Source organism: Glutamicibacter sp. FR1, from assembly GCF_047300825.1.
GTDB classification, from domain to species: Bacteria; Actinomycetota; Actinomycetes; order Actinomycetales; family Micrococcaceae; genus Glutamicibacter; species Glutamicibacter nicotianae.
This window is the reverse complement of sequence record NZ_CP178602.1, coordinates 3,302,085-3,316,409: the sequence shown is the minus strand read 5'-3', so window position 1 is coordinate 3,316,409 and position 14,325 is coordinate 3,302,085. Positions and strand designations below refer to the sequence as shown.

The 14,325-nt window shown below is 62.3% G+C and carries 12 protein-coding genes and 3 pseudogenes; 7 read left to right on the top strand and 8 right to left on the bottom strand.

The genetic code is table 11. The annotated features are described in order from the left end of the window. Nucleotides 1-102: 102 nt before the first annotated feature. Nucleotides 103-699, top strand: a complete 597-nt coding sequence (locus ACLQ8T_RS15970) for a TetR family transcriptional regulator (RefSeq protein WP_204719643.1) — start codon at nucleotides 103-105, stop codon at nucleotides 697-699. Nucleotides 700-986: 287 nt separating this feature from the next. On the opposite strand, the pseudogene ACLQ8T_RS15965 reads toward ACLQ8T_RS15970, so the two are convergent. Beyond that, nucleotides 987-2,102, bottom strand: a pseudogene (locus tag ACLQ8T_RS15965) (cation:dicarboxylate symporter family transporter); the annotation flags it as partial. Nucleotides 2,103-2,140: 38 nt separating this feature from the next. Between ACLQ8T_RS15965 and ACLQ8T_RS15960 the strand changes: the two are divergent. Then, the gene (locus ACLQ8T_RS15960; RefSeq protein WP_204719641.1) at nucleotides 2,141-2,476 is read left to right on the top strand and encodes a hypothetical protein; all 336 of its coding nucleotides are present in this window, start codon (nucleotides 2,141-2,143) and stop codon (nucleotides 2,474-2,476) included. 399 nt (nucleotides 2,477-2,875) lie between these two features. Here the strand turns inward: ACLQ8T_RS15960 and ACLQ8T_RS15955 are convergent, their stop codons facing one another. Together ACLQ8T_RS15955 and ACLQ8T_RS15950 are read right to left on the bottom strand one after the other, a co-directional pair. Next, entirely contained in the window at nucleotides 2,876-3,391 is a 516-nt protein-coding gene (locus tag ACLQ8T_RS15955; RefSeq protein ID WP_170214551.1) for a type II toxin-antitoxin system RelE family toxin, read from the bottom strand. Between the two features lie 47 nt (nucleotides 3,392-3,438). Continuing rightward, nucleotides 3,439-3,738, bottom strand: a complete 300-nt coding sequence (locus ACLQ8T_RS15950) for a type II toxin-antitoxin system Phd/YefM family antitoxin (RefSeq protein ID WP_128471024.1) — start codon at nucleotides 3,736-3,738, stop codon at nucleotides 3,439-3,441. A gap of 423 nt (nucleotides 3,739-4,161) precedes the next feature. Here ACLQ8T_RS15950 and ACLQ8T_RS15945 point away from each other — a divergent pair, with 423 nt between their 5' ends. After that, nucleotides 4,162-6,015, top strand: a complete 1,854-nt coding sequence (locus ACLQ8T_RS15945) for an ABC transporter ATP-binding protein (RefSeq protein ID WP_413455267.1) — start codon at nucleotides 4,162-4,164, stop codon at nucleotides 6,013-6,015. A gap of 56 nt (nucleotides 6,016-6,071) precedes the next feature. Here ACLQ8T_RS15945 and ACLQ8T_RS15940 read toward each other — a convergent pair whose 3' ends face one another. After that, nucleotides 6,072-6,845, bottom strand: a complete 774-nt coding sequence (locus tag ACLQ8T_RS15940) for an IclR family transcriptional regulator (protein ID WP_128470927.1) — start codon at nucleotides 6,843-6,845, stop codon at nucleotides 6,072-6,074. A 220-nt stretch (nucleotides 6,846-7,065) separates the two neighbouring features. Between ACLQ8T_RS15940 and ACLQ8T_RS15935 the strand changes: the two genes are divergently transcribed. From ACLQ8T_RS15935 to ACLQ8T_RS15920, 4 genes are all read left to right on the top strand, one after another. Continuing rightward, nucleotides 7,066-8,451: an NAD-dependent malic enzyme gene (locus tag ACLQ8T_RS15935; RefSeq protein WP_413455266.1), complete on the top strand. Its 1,386-nt coding sequence runs from the start codon at nucleotides 7,066-7,068 to the stop codon at nucleotides 8,449-8,451. Between the two features lie 80 nt (nucleotides 8,452-8,531). Continuing rightward, a complete protein-coding gene (gene aceB / locus ACLQ8T_RS15930; RefSeq protein ID WP_413455265.1) occupies nucleotides 8,532-10,163 on the top strand; it encodes a malate synthase A in 1,632 nt (543 codons plus the stop codon). Next, the gene (locus ACLQ8T_RS15925) at nucleotides 10,160-11,413 is read left to right on the top strand and encodes a DUF6986 family protein (protein ID WP_413455264.1); all 1,254 of its coding nucleotides are present in this window, start codon (nucleotides 10,160-10,162) and stop codon (nucleotides 11,411-11,413) included. Before aceB ends, ACLQ8T_RS15925 begins: the two co-directional genes overlap by 4 nt. Nucleotides 11,414-11,423: 10 nt before the next feature. Further along, nucleotides 11,424-12,260: a bifunctional allantoicase/(S)-ureidoglycine aminohydrolase gene (locus ACLQ8T_RS15920; RefSeq protein ID WP_413455263.1), complete on the top strand. Its 837-nt coding sequence runs from the start codon at nucleotides 11,424-11,426 to the stop codon at nucleotides 12,258-12,260. An 892-nt stretch (nucleotides 12,261-13,152) separates the two neighbouring features. On the opposite strand, the gene ACLQ8T_RS15915 is transcribed toward ACLQ8T_RS15920, so the two are convergent. From ACLQ8T_RS15915 to ACLQ8T_RS15900, 4 genes and pseudogenes are all read right to left on the bottom strand, one after another. Then, nucleotides 13,153-13,311 carry a hypothetical protein gene (locus tag ACLQ8T_RS15915; RefSeq protein WP_413455262.1) on the bottom strand — a complete coding sequence of 53 codons (159 nt, stop codon included), beginning with the start codon at nucleotides 13,309-13,311 and terminating at the stop codon, nucleotides 13,153-13,155. A gap of 20 nt (nucleotides 13,312-13,331) precedes the next feature. Continuing rightward, a pseudogene (locus ACLQ8T_RS15910) lies at nucleotides 13,332-13,549 on the bottom strand (Wadjet anti-phage system protein JetD domain-containing protein). A 67-nt stretch (nucleotides 13,550-13,616) separates the two neighbouring features. Then, nucleotides 13,617-13,871, bottom strand: a complete 255-nt coding sequence (locus ACLQ8T_RS15905) for a Txe/YoeB family addiction module toxin (RefSeq protein ID WP_204719624.1) — start codon at nucleotides 13,869-13,871, stop codon at nucleotides 13,617-13,619. Further along, a pseudogene (locus tag ACLQ8T_RS15900) lies at nucleotides 13,872-14,122 on the bottom strand (type II toxin-antitoxin system Phd/YefM family antitoxin). Nucleotides 14,123-14,325: the final 203 nt, after the last annotated feature.

The window sequence follows — 14,325 nt, the reverse complement described above, 5'->3', positions numbered from 1 at the left end:
GAACCGCAACCACCGCGACACACCCTAGCCGAATGTCTGATGACTTGGATAAAGAGACTGCGTCTCACTTTCGCGAATTGATCTCAGAGTAAGATTCTTGCCATGGGCAGCGTGGTTCGCGATCGGGTTCGCGAAAAGATGAAAGTCGAGTTGGCGGAACAGGCCTATGCCGTGTTCGCCGAACGCGGTGTAGAGAACGTCACCGTCCAGCAAGCAGCCCAAGCCGCCGGAATTTCCCGCGCAACGTTCTTCCGGTACTTCTCCTCGAAAGAGGATGCGGTGGTTACCGCGCTACGTTCCATGACCGGGCACTTCGCCGATATGGCCCGCTCCATGACGTCGCAGCCGGGGGAGAGCTTGCTGGAGCTCTTGCGCCGCAGCTTCGAACCGGCAGTGGCGTTCGCTGAACAGGATCCGGCGACAATGATCAGCCGCATTGAATTGATCCGGAGCACCCCTGCGCTGCGGGCCAGCTGGCAGGAATCCCTGCGTGAGCAGCAGGCGGCGCTGGCCCAGGCGCTCTCGCCGTTCTGCGCGAACCAGCGGCTGGCCGAAACCGCCGCTTTGCTGGGCCTGTCCCTGTACGGCCATGCGCTGGACCGCTGGGTTGGCACCACCGGCAGCACGCTGCGCGAGATCCTTGATGAGGCTTTCGACTTCGCCGCGATGATCGATGACAACTGGGTGGTGAAGCACTAGGAACCGGTGCAAGCTATGGCAAACAACGCACAACAATGGCCGCGGACCAAAGCTGGCGAGTAGAACGGAGAGCGGCCGGCGTGCACTGGAACAATTCCAGTGCACGCCGGCCGTTTCGTGTTCAGGATCCCCGCAGTTTCCCTTGAAGCATTCGGCTTGCCTCAGCTGCGCACTTCGGCGCGTTCGTCATCGAAGTGGCTTTTTCGTGCGGCCGCTGCCGCCTCGGCTTCAGTTGCCGGACGCATATCGAACTTTGGCAGGTCATCCGGGGAAGGGCAGCCACCGAACTACGGCGAAGGCTGGCCGCCGTTGGCTACGCGGTCCGCTTCCAGTTCTTCCTACTCCTCTTCGCGTCCGAGCATGCGGGCCGAGTCCTCGTTGGTGATTTCACCGGCGACGGCACGCTTCATCGCCTCGCGCTCGAACTGCCCTTCCCATTTGGCGACGACGAAGGTGGCTACGCAGTTGCCCAGCAGGTTCACCGCGACGCGCATCGAATCCATGATGTGGTCTGCGCCCAGCAGCAGGGCCACGCCGGCCACCGGGAAGATGCCCAGGGCCGCGGCGGTCGCCGACAACGCCAAGAACGAGGATCCCGGGACGCCTGCCATGCCCTTGGAAGTTAGCAGCAAGATGCCCAGCGCGGAGAGCTGCTGGCCGCACCATCGAGGTTGAAGGAATATCCGGTCGGAACCACCAAGCCGGTGGTGGCACGGGAACATCCGGCGTTGGTCAGCTTGGTCATGATCCTCGGCATCACGGACTCCGTCGATGCGGTGCCCAGGGCCAGCAGGAATTCCTGGCGGGTGTACTTGATGAACTCCCATAGTGGAACCCGGGCAAATGCCCAGGCAACTACGAAGAGGATGCCGATGAACAGCAGGGCCGCGGCGTAGCAGGCCGGAATCAACTTCGCATAGGTGCCCAGTGTCTCGATGCCGTATTGACCGATAATGAAACCCATGGCGCCGAAGGCACTCAGGGGTGCAACGCGCATGACCCAGCTCATGACCTTGAAAATCAGTTCCAGGATGTTCTCGAATGCCGCCAGCAACGGTGCGCCGCGTTCCTGGCCGACGACTACGATGGCTGCGCCGAAGAAGACCGAGAAGAACAGCACCTGTAGCAGGTTGTTATCGGCGAAGGCACCGATGACTCTGACCGTAATGATTCCCAGGATGAAGTCGGCCGCCCCCCTTGGCCTCGCCGGATTTCTCCTCGATAGCCCCGGTGTCGAGAGTTGACGGGTCGATGCTCAAACCGGCACCTGGCTGGAAGACGTTGGCAATGATCAGGCCGAAGACCAAGGCGCAGGTGAAGTAGATCAAGGCCTTGACGCCGACGCGTCCCACTGCCTTGACATCGCCCACCGCCGCGATGCCGGTGACGATCAACAGGAAGATCGGCCACGGCTATCGAGTTGCTGGCGGTCGACGAGTTCGTGGAGATCGATAGACTTTTCGATCAGGTGACCGCGGTGGCGCCGTTCACCAGTGCGCGCACGGAACGGGCTACCTGGAAGTTCTACATTGAGCACCCCCAGTATGGATCGCTGGGCTACGCCGACTCCGACTTCCCTGGCGTGGTGGACCGCCGTTACCTGATGGCCCTGATCTTCGAGTACGCCGCGACCCTGGGCGTTGTCGATGTGCGCTATGTGCGCCCCGAAGGCGCGCAAGCGGACGTGGAGCGTTTCAACCTGTATGATCCGAATGCACCGATAAGCCGCTATGACGGGCTGCTGCAAGTGCGGGACACCTTACTTACGCGCGTCTAGCGAGCCTGCATTGGCGTATTGAACTTACGGAAGGTGCACGGCTTGCCTGTACTCGCGAAATTCAGATGAGCCGTCCTCCGGTGTTCTGCGATCGTTCGATTCCCTGTGTCCGGAATGGACATTTGTAGGAGGAGGCAGGCCAAAAATTGCTAATGCCGCAGACACGGTTGCGGTATTGGAGACCTCTAATTGCAGAGGAATTGTTGCTTGCTTCGAAAACAGTCGTGATCCAATTTGATTCAGTAAAAGATACAAGTCGTGAACATGATTCGACGCTGACGATGGGTCGTCGCTAATGCCACTATCACTTGTGATCTGTCGGCAGAGCTGGGTATCAGAGTGCTCCACTTAGTTTCTGCATATCCCATTGAAGTTGCTCGAAGCGTGCCAGACGGGGATTCAGCTACCGTTATGTCCGGACCAGTGCTCAATTAGTCTTTGCTGGCCTTGTTGTTCGCTGAGCTCTGAGATTTCCGGATCAGACAAGTGCAGCTGATCTTTCAATGCACTGATCATCCATTCGGGAAGGGGCGATGCGAGGGCTGGCTCGGCCGTTGCCTCAACTGATTCGTAGAGCCGACCCATTTGGATGATGACGTCCTTCAAAGGTCGAATTTTCGGGCTGTTGCCCATGCGTGCAACCCGTGAGGTGAGCTCCTCGTAGACTTCGCCATCTGAACGTGCGCCCACAGCCCAGATTTCCGAGATATCAAGAACGGGTATACCGGAGGCATCCTCGGTGATGCGCCAAACGATGCGCCAATCCCGGTCACCGACAACTAGCTTGCGAAAACCAACCAGGGCTCCAAGCAGTGGTTCACCGGCTTCAGGCGACTGTTCCAGAAGCAGCATTTTCTTGAACACGGCACGGACGATCCGGGGGTCTTTTTTGTGAAGGCGATGCAGGTCGGACACTGCGTCTTCAGTTAGCCGAACAATACACAGCCGGTCTCGAGGCTGACTCACGAATCCCCTGACTTAGCTTCTTTGGCATTTTCTGCCTCCAACTCTGCGCGGTCCAAGTTGAAGAATTCCAAGGCTTGATCGAGGGTCGTGCGTGCACCGCTATCGGTGGCAAAGCGTGCCATAACCAATGCGGCGTCGCGAAGTGTCTCCCGGTCCTGTCGTAGTTGAGCGATTTCCTTGGCTGACACCACTTCGGCCACAACCTTGCCGTGACGCGACAAGACTGTATCGTGGCCTTCTTCAGCGGCCGCCACCAACGCTGAAAGGCCGGAACGGGAAGCTTCGGTGATGCTCATGGTAGTCATGCAAAAACTATATAGATTTCTACCTAGATTTTCAATGTCTGCTTAGTTCCCGTTCGGCGGCTTGGGAGCCTCAGCATTTATCAGCACGATGAGCGCAGGCCGGTAATTCATTTCATGTTGGCTAACGGCGATTACAGTTGTTCGTTTAAAGCTTGTCGTTCATGGTCAATAGGCTGCCGGCCTCACACTGAGTTCCTCACTTTCTACACTGAGCACGCCAGCTCATGCACTGAGGGCGGGCTTGGAATTGCCAGGGGCTCCATGCGTGATCTTGCTGCCGCCGGCAAGGAAGTTCTTTCATGCAATCAGACCGGGACGTAAGCTTTGCCTACGTAGAGGCGTGGTCCGCTTACTGAGATCATTGGGTTCAAGCGTCCCACCGATTAACTCCAGCAGGATTGAGAGCACTCGCTAATGAGCATGGAAAGCGCCGCCTGGCATTCGCTATGGAAGCTGTCGGGAGACAAGGGCAAGGCCTACGCTCCCACCACGCCCAAGCGGGTGTTGAAATTTGCCGCTAGCTACAAGTCCCGCCTGCTGGTCTTCGTCATCTTCTCCATCCTGGCCGCCGTGCTGGCCGTGATCACCCCGGTGCTCGCGGGACGGGTGGTCGACGAGATTGTCGCGCAATCCGGCATCCGCACGATCCTCAACGTGGCGCTGCTCATGGCGGTGATTGCGATCCTGGACGCCGTGGTTTCAGTAGTCGTCCGCTGGTTCTCCTCGCGCCTGGGCGAGGGAATCATCTATGACCTGCGCACTGCGGTCTTCGACCACGTACAGAAAATGCCGGTGGCGTTCTTCTCCCGCACCCGGACCGGTGCGCTGGTCAGCCGCTTGAACAACGACGTCATCGGTGCGCAGTCAGCCTTCGCCGGAACCCTGTCCGGACTAGTCTCCAATACCGTGGCGCTGGTGCTCACCGCGGGCGTCATGTTCACCACCTCGTGGCAAGTCACGCTGATCGCGCTGGTGCTGCTGCCGATCTTCCTGCTGCCCGCCCGCCACTTCGGCAAGTCCGTGGCCCTGCTGCGCCGCGAATCCGCGGAGCTGAACGCGACCATGGGCAACCAGATGACCGAGCGCTTCTCCGCACCCGGCGCCACCCTGATCAAGCTTTTCGGCCGCCCCAAGGACGAGTCCGAGCAGTTCGCGCTGCGTGCCGGAAAGGTGCGAGATATCGGCGTGAAGATGGCCATGCGCCAGTTCTACTTCGTCGCCGCGCTGACCCTGGTGGCTGCCCTGGCCCTCGCACTGGTCTACGGCCTGGGCGGAATGTACGCGGTGCGCGGCGACCTGGCCGCCGGCGACGTGGTGGTTCTGGGTATGCTGCTCACCCGCCTCTACACGCCGCTGACCGCACTGGCCAATGCCCGTGTGGAAATCACCAGCGCGCTGGTCAGCTTCGACCGTGTCTTCGAGGTGCTGGATTTGGAACCGCTGATTGCCGATGCGCCGAACGCCCGCCGGCTTGAGGCCGGGTCGGTGCCGGTGAAGTTCAACCACGTGAACTTCTCCTACCCGAGCGCGGACAAGGTTTCGCTGGCCTCGCTGGAGGAAGTGGCAGTGCTTGACACCCGCGGCGGCGAGGAAGTCCTGCATGATATCGATTTCGAGATCCCCGCGGGACAGACCTTTGCGCTGGTCGGTTCTTCCGGTGCCGGCAAATCCACCATCGCCTCGCTGCTGGCCCGTCTCTACGACGTGGACTCGGGCAGCATCGAACTGGCCGGCCAGGACATCCGCCAGCTCAAGCTGGACTCGTTGCGCGGGGCGGTCTCCATGGTCACCCAGGACGGGCACTTGTTCCACGAGTCTATCCGCTCCAATCTCGCCTTGGCTCGTCCGGAAGCTACCGATGAGCAGATCTGGGAGGCGCTGGAGCGCGCCCGGCTCAAGCCGGTGATTGCCGCCCTGCCCGATGGACTGGACACCGTGGTGGGGGAGCGTGGCTACCGGCTTTCCGGCGGAGAACGCCAGCGCATGACCATTGCCCGGCTGCTGCTGGCAGCTCCCCAGGTGGTCATCCTGGACGAGGCCACCGCCGCGCTTGACTCGTCGAACGAGGCCGCAGTGCAGGCGGCGCTGGGCGAAGCGCTGGAAAACCGCACCGCGCTGATCATCGCCCACCGCCTGTCGACCATCCGCTCGGCAGACCAGATCCTGGTCGTGGAGGGCGGACGCATTCTCGAGCGCGGCACGCACAGTGAGCTGCTGGCCATCGGCGGGCGCTACAGCGAGCTGCACGCCACCCAGTTCGCGCAGTAGCGCGCCGGTTCGGCGGTTCCTGAGGTGATCAGGTACCAGCTGGAATTGCCGCCTGCCTAGTCGGCGGCTGCCACCAGCTGGCGGCCCAGTTCGCGGGCAGCGTCCTGCAGTACCGGCACGGCCTTCTTCGTGAAGGCCTCGTCGACTCTGGTCACCGGGCCGGAGACCGAGATGGCCATCGGCGTGGGCGCGCCCGGTACCGGCACCGCGATACAGCGCACGCCCAATTCCTGCTCTTCCTCGTCGACGGCGTAGCCTCGCTCCCGGGTGGCCTCGACATCGGTGAACAGCTTTCCCAGGGTGGTGATGGTGTTAGCGGTCTTCGGCGGCATGCCCGCCTGCGAGACCAGGCGCTGCACACGCTCGTCATCGAGCACCGAGAGCACGGCCTTGCCGACCCCGGAGTTGTGCAGCATGGCGCGCCGGCCTACTTCGGTGATCATGCGCATCGAGTGGGCCGACTGGACCTGGGCGATGTAGGTGACCATGTCGCCATCGAGCACGGCGATATTCGCCGATTCGCCCAGCTTCGCGACCAGTTCCTTCAGTGCAGGGGAAGCCAGGGCGCCCAGCTGGCGGTTGGCGACCTCGCCGAGGCGGATCAGCCGCGGGCCGAGCGAGTAGCGGCGATTGGGCAGCTGGCGCACGTAGCCCACGCCCACCAGGGTGCGCAGCAATCGGTGGATGGTCGGTAATGGCAGGGGAGTATCGGCGGCCAGCTCGCTGAGCGCCGCTTCGCCGCCGGCCCGCGCGATGACTTCCAGGAGCTCAAAAGCACGCTCGACGGACTGGACGCCGCCGGTGGTGGACTTGCTGGCAGTCTGCGTCATCTTTGCTCCTATATAGAGGCAGTAGTTTTCGGAAACGGATAGTGCATTACTTCTACGATGCGAGATCCTTCGTCCCAAGAATAGCGCAGAAACGACTATTTCTTCCACGATCCGATATTAAGCCGTCAAAGAATCGTGCCCCGCTCCACAAAACACTCTTGCATTTTCATTTTGAGGATAATAGTATCCACTATACGGAAAACTTTTACAGGAGGATCAGATGGCAGCGCCAAGCCCGGGATATTCACTCACCCTTCGCGTCCAGGCGCCTGCGTCGATTACCGCGACCAGCGAACTGGCCGGCGCTGTCGGCTCGGCCGGCGCGCACATCACGGCCTTGGATGTCACCGAGTCGAACCACACCCACATGGTGGTGGACGTTTCCTGCAACACCACCGACGTGGCCCACGGCGAGACCGTGCGCGCTGCACTGGACAACCTCGACGGCGTGAGCGTGCGCAACGTCTCGGACCGCACCTTCCTGATGCATCTGGGAGGCAAGCTCTCGGTCACCCCCAAGGTGGCCCTGCGAAACCGCGACGACCTCTCCCGCGCCTACACCCCGGGTGTCGCCCGTGTCTGCATGGCCATCGCCGAAAACCCTGCCGACGCGCGCAACCTGACGGTCAAGCGCAACACCATCGCAGTGGTCACCGACGGCTCGGCAGTGCTGGGCCTGGGCAATATCGGCCCGGCCGCGGCCCTGCCGGTCATGGAAGGCAAGGCCGCGCTGTTCAAGCAGTTCGCCGATGTCGATGCCTGGCCGGTCTGCCTGGACACCCAGGACACCGAGGAGATCATCAAGATCGTCAAGGCGCTGGCCCCGGTCTACGGCGGGGTGAACCTCGAGGACATCGCCGCCCCGCGCTGCTTCGAGATCGAAGCGCGGCTGCGCGAGGAGCTGGACATCCCGGTCTTCCACGACGACCAGCACGGCACCGCAATTGTCACGCTGGCCGCATTGCTGAACGCGGTGAAAGTCGTGGACAAGAAGATCGAGGACCTGCGCATCGTGGTTTCTGGTGTCGGCGCGGCTGGCAACGCGATCATCCAGCTGCTCATGGCCCGCGGCGCAAGGAACATCATCGCCTGCGGACGCAACGGCGCGATCAGTCGCAACGAGAGCTACACCGATGCGCACCGCATCTGGCTCTCTCAGAACACCAACCCGGAGAACGTCACCGGCACCCTGAAGGAAGCCGTCGTCGGCGCAGATGTCTTCATCGGCGTCTCGGCCCCGAACGTGCTGGACGAAGCGGACATCGCCGCCATGAACGAGCGTGCCGTCGTCTTCGCCATGGCCAACCCGGATCCCGAGGTGGACCCGGATATTGCAGGCCGCCACGCCGTGGTGGTCGCCACCGGGCGCAGCGACTTCCCGAACCAGATCAACAATGTCCTGGCATTCCCAGGTTTCTTCCGCGGGCTGCTGGATGCAGGCGTCACCGAGATCACCGACGCCATGCTCCTGGCCGCCGCGGATGCCATTGCCGCCCGAGTCAGCGAATCAGAGCTGAACCCAGGATTCATCATCCCGTCGGTATTCGACCCACAGGTCGCCTCCGATGTTGCACTGGCGGTGCAGGACGCAGCCGCCGCTAAGTAGGTGCTGCGCAGCAAGACCCAAGGGTGCATGTCAACGCATCCTTTCAATGGAACAGAGCACAAGAGGTTAAGGAACAACCCATGAGTATTGAAATCACCAGCATCCCCGATGTCGCCGATGCCCAGCAGATCCTCTCCGACGAGGCACTGGCCTTCATCGAGAAGCTGCACCAGAAGTTCGCCGGCACCCGCGACGAGCTGCTCGCCGCCCGCGGCGTGCGCCGCGAAGAGTTCTCCGCCGCCAAGTCCATCGACTTCGACCCGGAGACCGAATCCGTGCGCACCGGCGACTGGAAGGTCGCCGAAGCGCCCGAGGCGCTCAAGGACCGCCGTGTGGAGATCACCGGCCCGGCCTCCCCGGCCAAGATGGCGATCAACGCGCTGAACTCCGGCGCCAAGGTCTGGCTGGCAGACCTGGAAGATGCCTCGACCCCGAGCTGGTTCAACGTCATCGACGCGATTTCCAACCTCTCGGCCGCCGCCCGCGGCACCCTGGCCTTCACCGATGCGAAGACCGGCAAGTCCTACGCGCTGCGCACCGACGCCCCACGGGCTGTCGTGGTGGTCCGCCCCCGCGGCTGGCACCTGCCGGAGAACAACGTGCTCATCGACGGCAAGCCTGCCGTCGGCGCACTGGTGGACTTCGGCCTGCACTTCTTCCACAACGCGAAGGTGCTGGCAGAATCCGGCCAGGGACCGTTCTACTACCTTCCGAAGATGGAGCACTACCTGGAATCGCGCCTGTGGAACGAGGTCTTCACCTTCGCCCAGTCCGAGCTGGGCATCGCCCACGGCACCGTGCGCGCCACCATGCTCATCGAGACCATTCCGGCCGCTTTCCAGATGGAAGAGTTCCTCTACGAGCTGCGCGAGCACGCTTCGGGCTTGAACGCAGGCCGCTGGGACTACCTGTTCTCCATCATCAAGACCTTCCGCGAAGCCGGCGAGGCGTTCATCATGCCCGACCGCTCGGCCGTGTCGATGACCGCGCCGATGATGCGCGCCTACACCGAGCTGCTGGTCAAGACCTGCCACAAGCGCGGGGCCTTCGCCATGGGCGGCATGGCCGCGTTCATCCCGAACCGCCGCGAACCGGAAGTCACCGCCGCCGCCTTCGACAAGGTCCGCGAGGACAAGTCCCGCGAGGCCAATGACGGATTCGACGGCTCCTGGGTGGCCCACCCGGACCTGGTCGAGCTGTGCAAGGAGATCTTCGACGCGAAGCTCGGCGAGAAGCCGAACCAGATCGATCGCCAGCGCCCGGAGGTCGAGGTCACCGCAGCCCAGCTGCTGGACGTGGCCAGCGCCCCCGGCGATGTGACCGAGGCCGGCGTGCGCGCCAACCTCTACGTGGCGGTGGCCTACACCGCCGTCTGGCTCTCGGGCAACGGCGCGGTCGCCATCCACAACCTGATGGAGGACGCCGCCACCGCGGAGATCTCCCGTTCGCAGATCTGGCAGCAGATCCGCAACAAGGTCGTGGCCGCCGACACCGGCAACACCATCACCGCTGAACTGGTGCAGAGCATCCTCGCCGAAGAGGTTGAACGCCTGCGCTCTGAGGTCGACAATGAAGAGCACTTCAACGCCTACTACCAGCCGGCAGCAGAACTGATCGCGAAACTGACCAGCGGCAAGGACGAGGACTTCGCGGACTTCCTCACCACCCCTGCCTACGAACTCTTGGAAAAGGAATACGTGACCAAGCCATGAGCACCGTCTTCGATGAGTCAACGCTTGCCAGCGTAGAAGCCAAGCTGGCAGCCACCGACCGGCTGCTGGAAACCTCCTACCCGGGAGAGACCGGTGCCCGCCAGCCGGTGCACACCGTGTATGTCCCGGGGGACAAGTACAGCGCGGATCTGCCGGTAGCCTGGGGCGCCAACGCCCTGGCCGCTGCGGGCAACGCCGCCGGTCTGGCGCAGCTGGCAGCCACGCTGGACCTGGCCGAGCCCGAACGCCTGGGCGAGCTGGTGGCCGCGAAGCTGGCAAGTGAACCCATCGAAGATTTGCGCCTCGATTTCGAGGATGGCTATGGCAACCGCACGGATGCCGAGGAGGACGCGGCAGTGCTTGCCGCGGCCGACTCGGTGTCCGCGGCGGTGGCCTCCGGCAAGGCCCCGGCCTGCATCGGCATCCGCTTCAAGTGCTTCGAAGCCCCCACCCGGGCCCGCGGCATCCGCACCCTGGATTTGTTCATTACCCGGCTTCTCGCCAATGGTCCGCTGCCTGAAGGTCTGCGCCTGACCCTTCCGAAGGTCACCACGGTGGCCCAGGTCGAGGCGATGGTGTTCCTGGCCGAGAACCTGGAGGAAGCCCACGGCCTGGAAGCCGGACGCATCCGCTTCGAGGTCCAGGTCGAGACCCCACAGGTGATCATCGCCGCGGACGGGACCCACCCGGTCGCCACCCTGATCCATGCCGGTCAGGGACGCGTCTCCTCGCTGCACTACGGCACCTACGACTACTCCGCCTCGCTGGGCGTGGCCGCCGGCTACCAGTCCATGGAGCACCCGGTGGCGGACTTCGCCAAGGACGTCATGCAGGTCGTCGTGGCAGGAACCGGTGTGGAACTGTCCGACGGCTCTACCAACATCCTGCCCGCCGGCGACCCGGAGAACGTCGCCGCCGCTTGGGAGCTGCACGCCCGCCTGGTGTCCCGCCATCTGGCCCGCGGCATCTACCAGGGCTGGGATATGCACGAGAACCAGCTGGTCACCCGCTACCTGGCCACCTTCGCCTTCTTCCGCGAGGGACTTCAGGCGGCCGGCACCCGGTTGCGCAACTACGTCCACCAGATCAACTCGGCCATCATGGACGAGCCAGCCACCGCGCGTGCCCTGGCCCGCTACATCCACCGCGGGGTCGCCTGCGGTGCGGTCACCGCCGACGAGGTCACCGAACTGGCCCAGATCACCCTGCCCGAACTCGAGGCGATCGCCTTGAACCGCTCCCACGCCTAAGGCCTACACCATGACTGTTCCTGCCATCCAGAACTCCTCGTCCTACTACTCGAACTTCGGTGGCCACCCGCCGCAGAGCGATCTGCTCACCGACCGCGCCATCGTCACGGAGGCCTACACCGTCATCCCCAAGGGCGTGCTGCGCGACATCGTCACCAGCGTCTTCCCAGAATGGACCAACACCCGCGCCTGGGTGCTGAACCGCCCAGTGGCCGGCGGCGCCACCACCTTCGCCCAGTCCATCGTGGAAGTCGCCCCCGGCGGCGGTGCCGAGAAGCCGGAGCCGCAGGCTCAGGTGCAGGGATTCATCTTCGTGCTCACCGGCCAGCTGACCCTTCTCATCGAGGGCACCGAGCATGTGCTGGTGGACGGCGGCTTCGCCTACCTGCCAGCCGGCGCCACCTGGTCCGCCCGCAATGACGGCACCGAGACCACCAGCTTCCACTGGCTGCGCAAGCGCTACGAAGTCCTGGCCGGCGTCGCGGCTCCGGGCCCGGTCGTGGGCAACGAACGCGACATCGAGCCTGGCCCGATGCCGGGCACCGATGGCAAGTGGCGCACCACGCGTATGCTGGATCCCAACGATGTGGCCTTCGACTTCGGTGTGAACATCGTGACCTTTGAACCGGGCGCGTCCATCCCGTTCGCCGAAACCCACGTCATGGAGCACGGCCTGTACGTGCTGGAAGGCAAGGGCGTGTACCGGATGAACGGCGACTGGGTCGAGGTCGAGGCCGGGGACTACATGTCGCTGCGTGCCTTCTGCCCGCAGGCTTGCTACGCCGGCGGCCCGGAGAACTTCCGCTACCTGCTCTACAAGGACCAGAACCGCCAGATCGCGTTGTAAGCGTTCATTTCCAGAGACTGCCGGGGCCGCACCCCGCGCTGACCCGCCGACTATCGGCGCACCGTGTCCATTTCGTGTTCCAGTGATGTTTCCTTTGCTCGGACATGGTGGGCTGACGGCCGGGTCGCGCGGGATGAGGCCTCCGGTTTTTTGGATTCCCGGGGTTGTTTCGTGAGGGCTAAACCATCGTTCGGAACTCTTCATCACACGTACCGGCAATACCGGGCCTATCCCCTGAAATCGCGGGCCCCATCAAATCGACCAACGTTGGCCGATTTCAAAGTGGGTTGCGACCCTGCACCCGTAGGGAGAATCAAATCGTCCAACGTTGGACGATTTCAAAGTGGAGGTCATGCACGACACTCGTGGGCAGCACTTTAGTTGTGTCCGCAGGAAAGACATGGATATGGGTTCGCCTTTCTGCCGGCAAATTCGGACTGGCGCTACGCTTCTGCTGAGATCATGTGTTGATGCTCCACAGGATCGATGACCTGACCCGAGCATTCGCCAGTGGACAGGGCAGCAGGATGAATCATTTGCGTGCCCGTAATCGGTGAAAAAATCCGCTATCTGTAATTGCAGCAACGGCAATCTGTAATTGTTGAGTTCTTCGAAGATTTGAGAATCCGCGTGATTCAAGGGATCGAAGGCCGTCGTTTGTAATTGTTGAAACGGGCCATGTAATTGTTGGCAGTTATAAAAAATGCTCCGGAACGATCACGACTTCAGCTGTGGTGCGCACCGTCGTGGTGACCTTCCCCGACCAGTCCAGAGCGGTCAGGCACGTCGATTCGCCGCTCCAAAGCAAGCCATTTTCCGGCTATCCGCTGAAGATCAGCCGCCACATGTGCGTGCGGTGTGGTGAGTGAAAATTCATGGTTTCAACCTCGCGCTACTGTGCCGCCGGGCGGAAGACACGAGGGGTGTCGCAACCCCCTAGTTCGGTGCGCAACGTAGCCAGCACATGGTCCCGGGGGATGCGTTCCTGCTCAAGGCGCAGCCCACCTTGGATGCGCAGTAATTCGTAGGCCTCGACCTTGTTGGGCAGCAATTCTGCAGACGCCGCCCGGGTCAGTCCTTGGCAGGGGGTGCCGCCAGCTGCGCGAAGTGCTGGAGCGTTCCGAGGTCCATCATCACTGATCGGGCATCGGGCTGCACGCTGCGCAATGACGCCAGGATTGCCAGTCCATCCAGATCAAGATCGCCCCAGTACAGCACCTCGATACGCACCACCCAAGGAATCGGAGCACACAGCGTACGTCATAACCGCCGCCGTGCAGCGCAACCACCCCGTGCAGTTCGGGCAGAGACAGCAGCGTCTGCAGGTTTTCTACGATTAGTACGGCCGGACGCCATTCAATAGTGGTATCGGGCTTGAAGGAAGATCAAGTCTTCTTCGATCACGATGCTGACCAGTCGGTGTTCGTCGGTAATCCGACGGGACCATGAGCCGGAGGCCCCGTATTTCAGCTGTTCGGGCTTTCCAATCCCTTGGAAGGGATCCCGAAGGCATGCTTCGATCAAGGTGTTGACTCTCTTGAGAACGCGCCGGTCGGCCGTTTGCCAGTGAACGTAGTCGTCCCATCCTGCCCGATCCCAGACGAGCCGCACTTATTCGTCCCAGTCGAGCTCGTGGGTTTCTGTTATTCCCGACCGTGCACGTTCGTAGGCATCCAAGAGCCGCCGGGCATTGGCTGGCGAGCGGAAGAGGTACGCGGTCTCTTGCCATGCTGCGTATTCATCTGCTGCCATGAGAACAGCATTCCCTTGCGTGACACGATTTCGACAGCTTGGCGATCATCGTTGACTTGCTCAATCAATGGAAAGAGCGTCTTGCGGGCTTCGCTTGCACTAATGGAGATCTCGGACTCCTTCCACTACTCGCCGTACCACTTAATGGTTCGACTTAACTGCGCCGCGAGGGGCGGCGCCGCCGCTAAGGGAACGCGCCAATAGGCGTGTAACATCTCCAGTAAGTCCAGCGTAATTAACGGCCAAGTCAGGCATGTTCCTTGGCGATTGAGGTCGTCGCCAGTGTTGCAGCATGATTCACATTGACATTTGC

Excerpts from the sequence above, each read along its gene's own strand:
- ACLQ8T_RS15935 (WP_413455266.1), top strand. The coding sequence starts at position 7,066 with ATGGCAGCGCCAAGCCCGGGATATTCACTCACCCTTCGCGTCCAGGCG.
- aceB (WP_413455265.1), top strand. The coding sequence starts at position 8,532 with ATGAGTATTGAAATCACCAGCATCCCCGATGTCGCCGATGCCCAGCAG.
- ACLQ8T_RS15945 (WP_413455267.1), top strand. The coding sequence starts at position 4,162 with ATGAGCATGGAAAGCGCCGCCTGGCATTCGCTATGGAAGCTGTCGGGA.
- ACLQ8T_RS15970 (WP_204719643.1), top strand. The coding sequence starts at position 103 with ATGGGCAGCGTGGTTCGCGATCGGGTTCGCGAAAAGATGAAAGTCGAG.
- ACLQ8T_RS15950 (WP_128471024.1), bottom strand. The coding sequence starts at position 3,738 with ATGAGCATCACCGAAGCTTCCCGTTCCGGCCTTTCAGCGTTGGTGGCG.
- ACLQ8T_RS15925 (WP_413455264.1), top strand. The coding sequence starts at position 10,160 with ATGAGCACCGTCTTCGATGAGTCAACGCTTGCCAGCGTAGAAGCCAAG.
- ACLQ8T_RS15920 (WP_413455263.1), top strand. The coding sequence starts at position 11,424 with ATGACTGTTCCTGCCATCCAGAACTCCTCGTCCTACTACTCGAACTTC.
- ACLQ8T_RS15940 (WP_128470927.1), bottom strand. The coding sequence starts at position 6,845 with ATGACGCAGACTGCCAGCAAGTCCACCACCGGCGGCGTCCAGTCCGTC.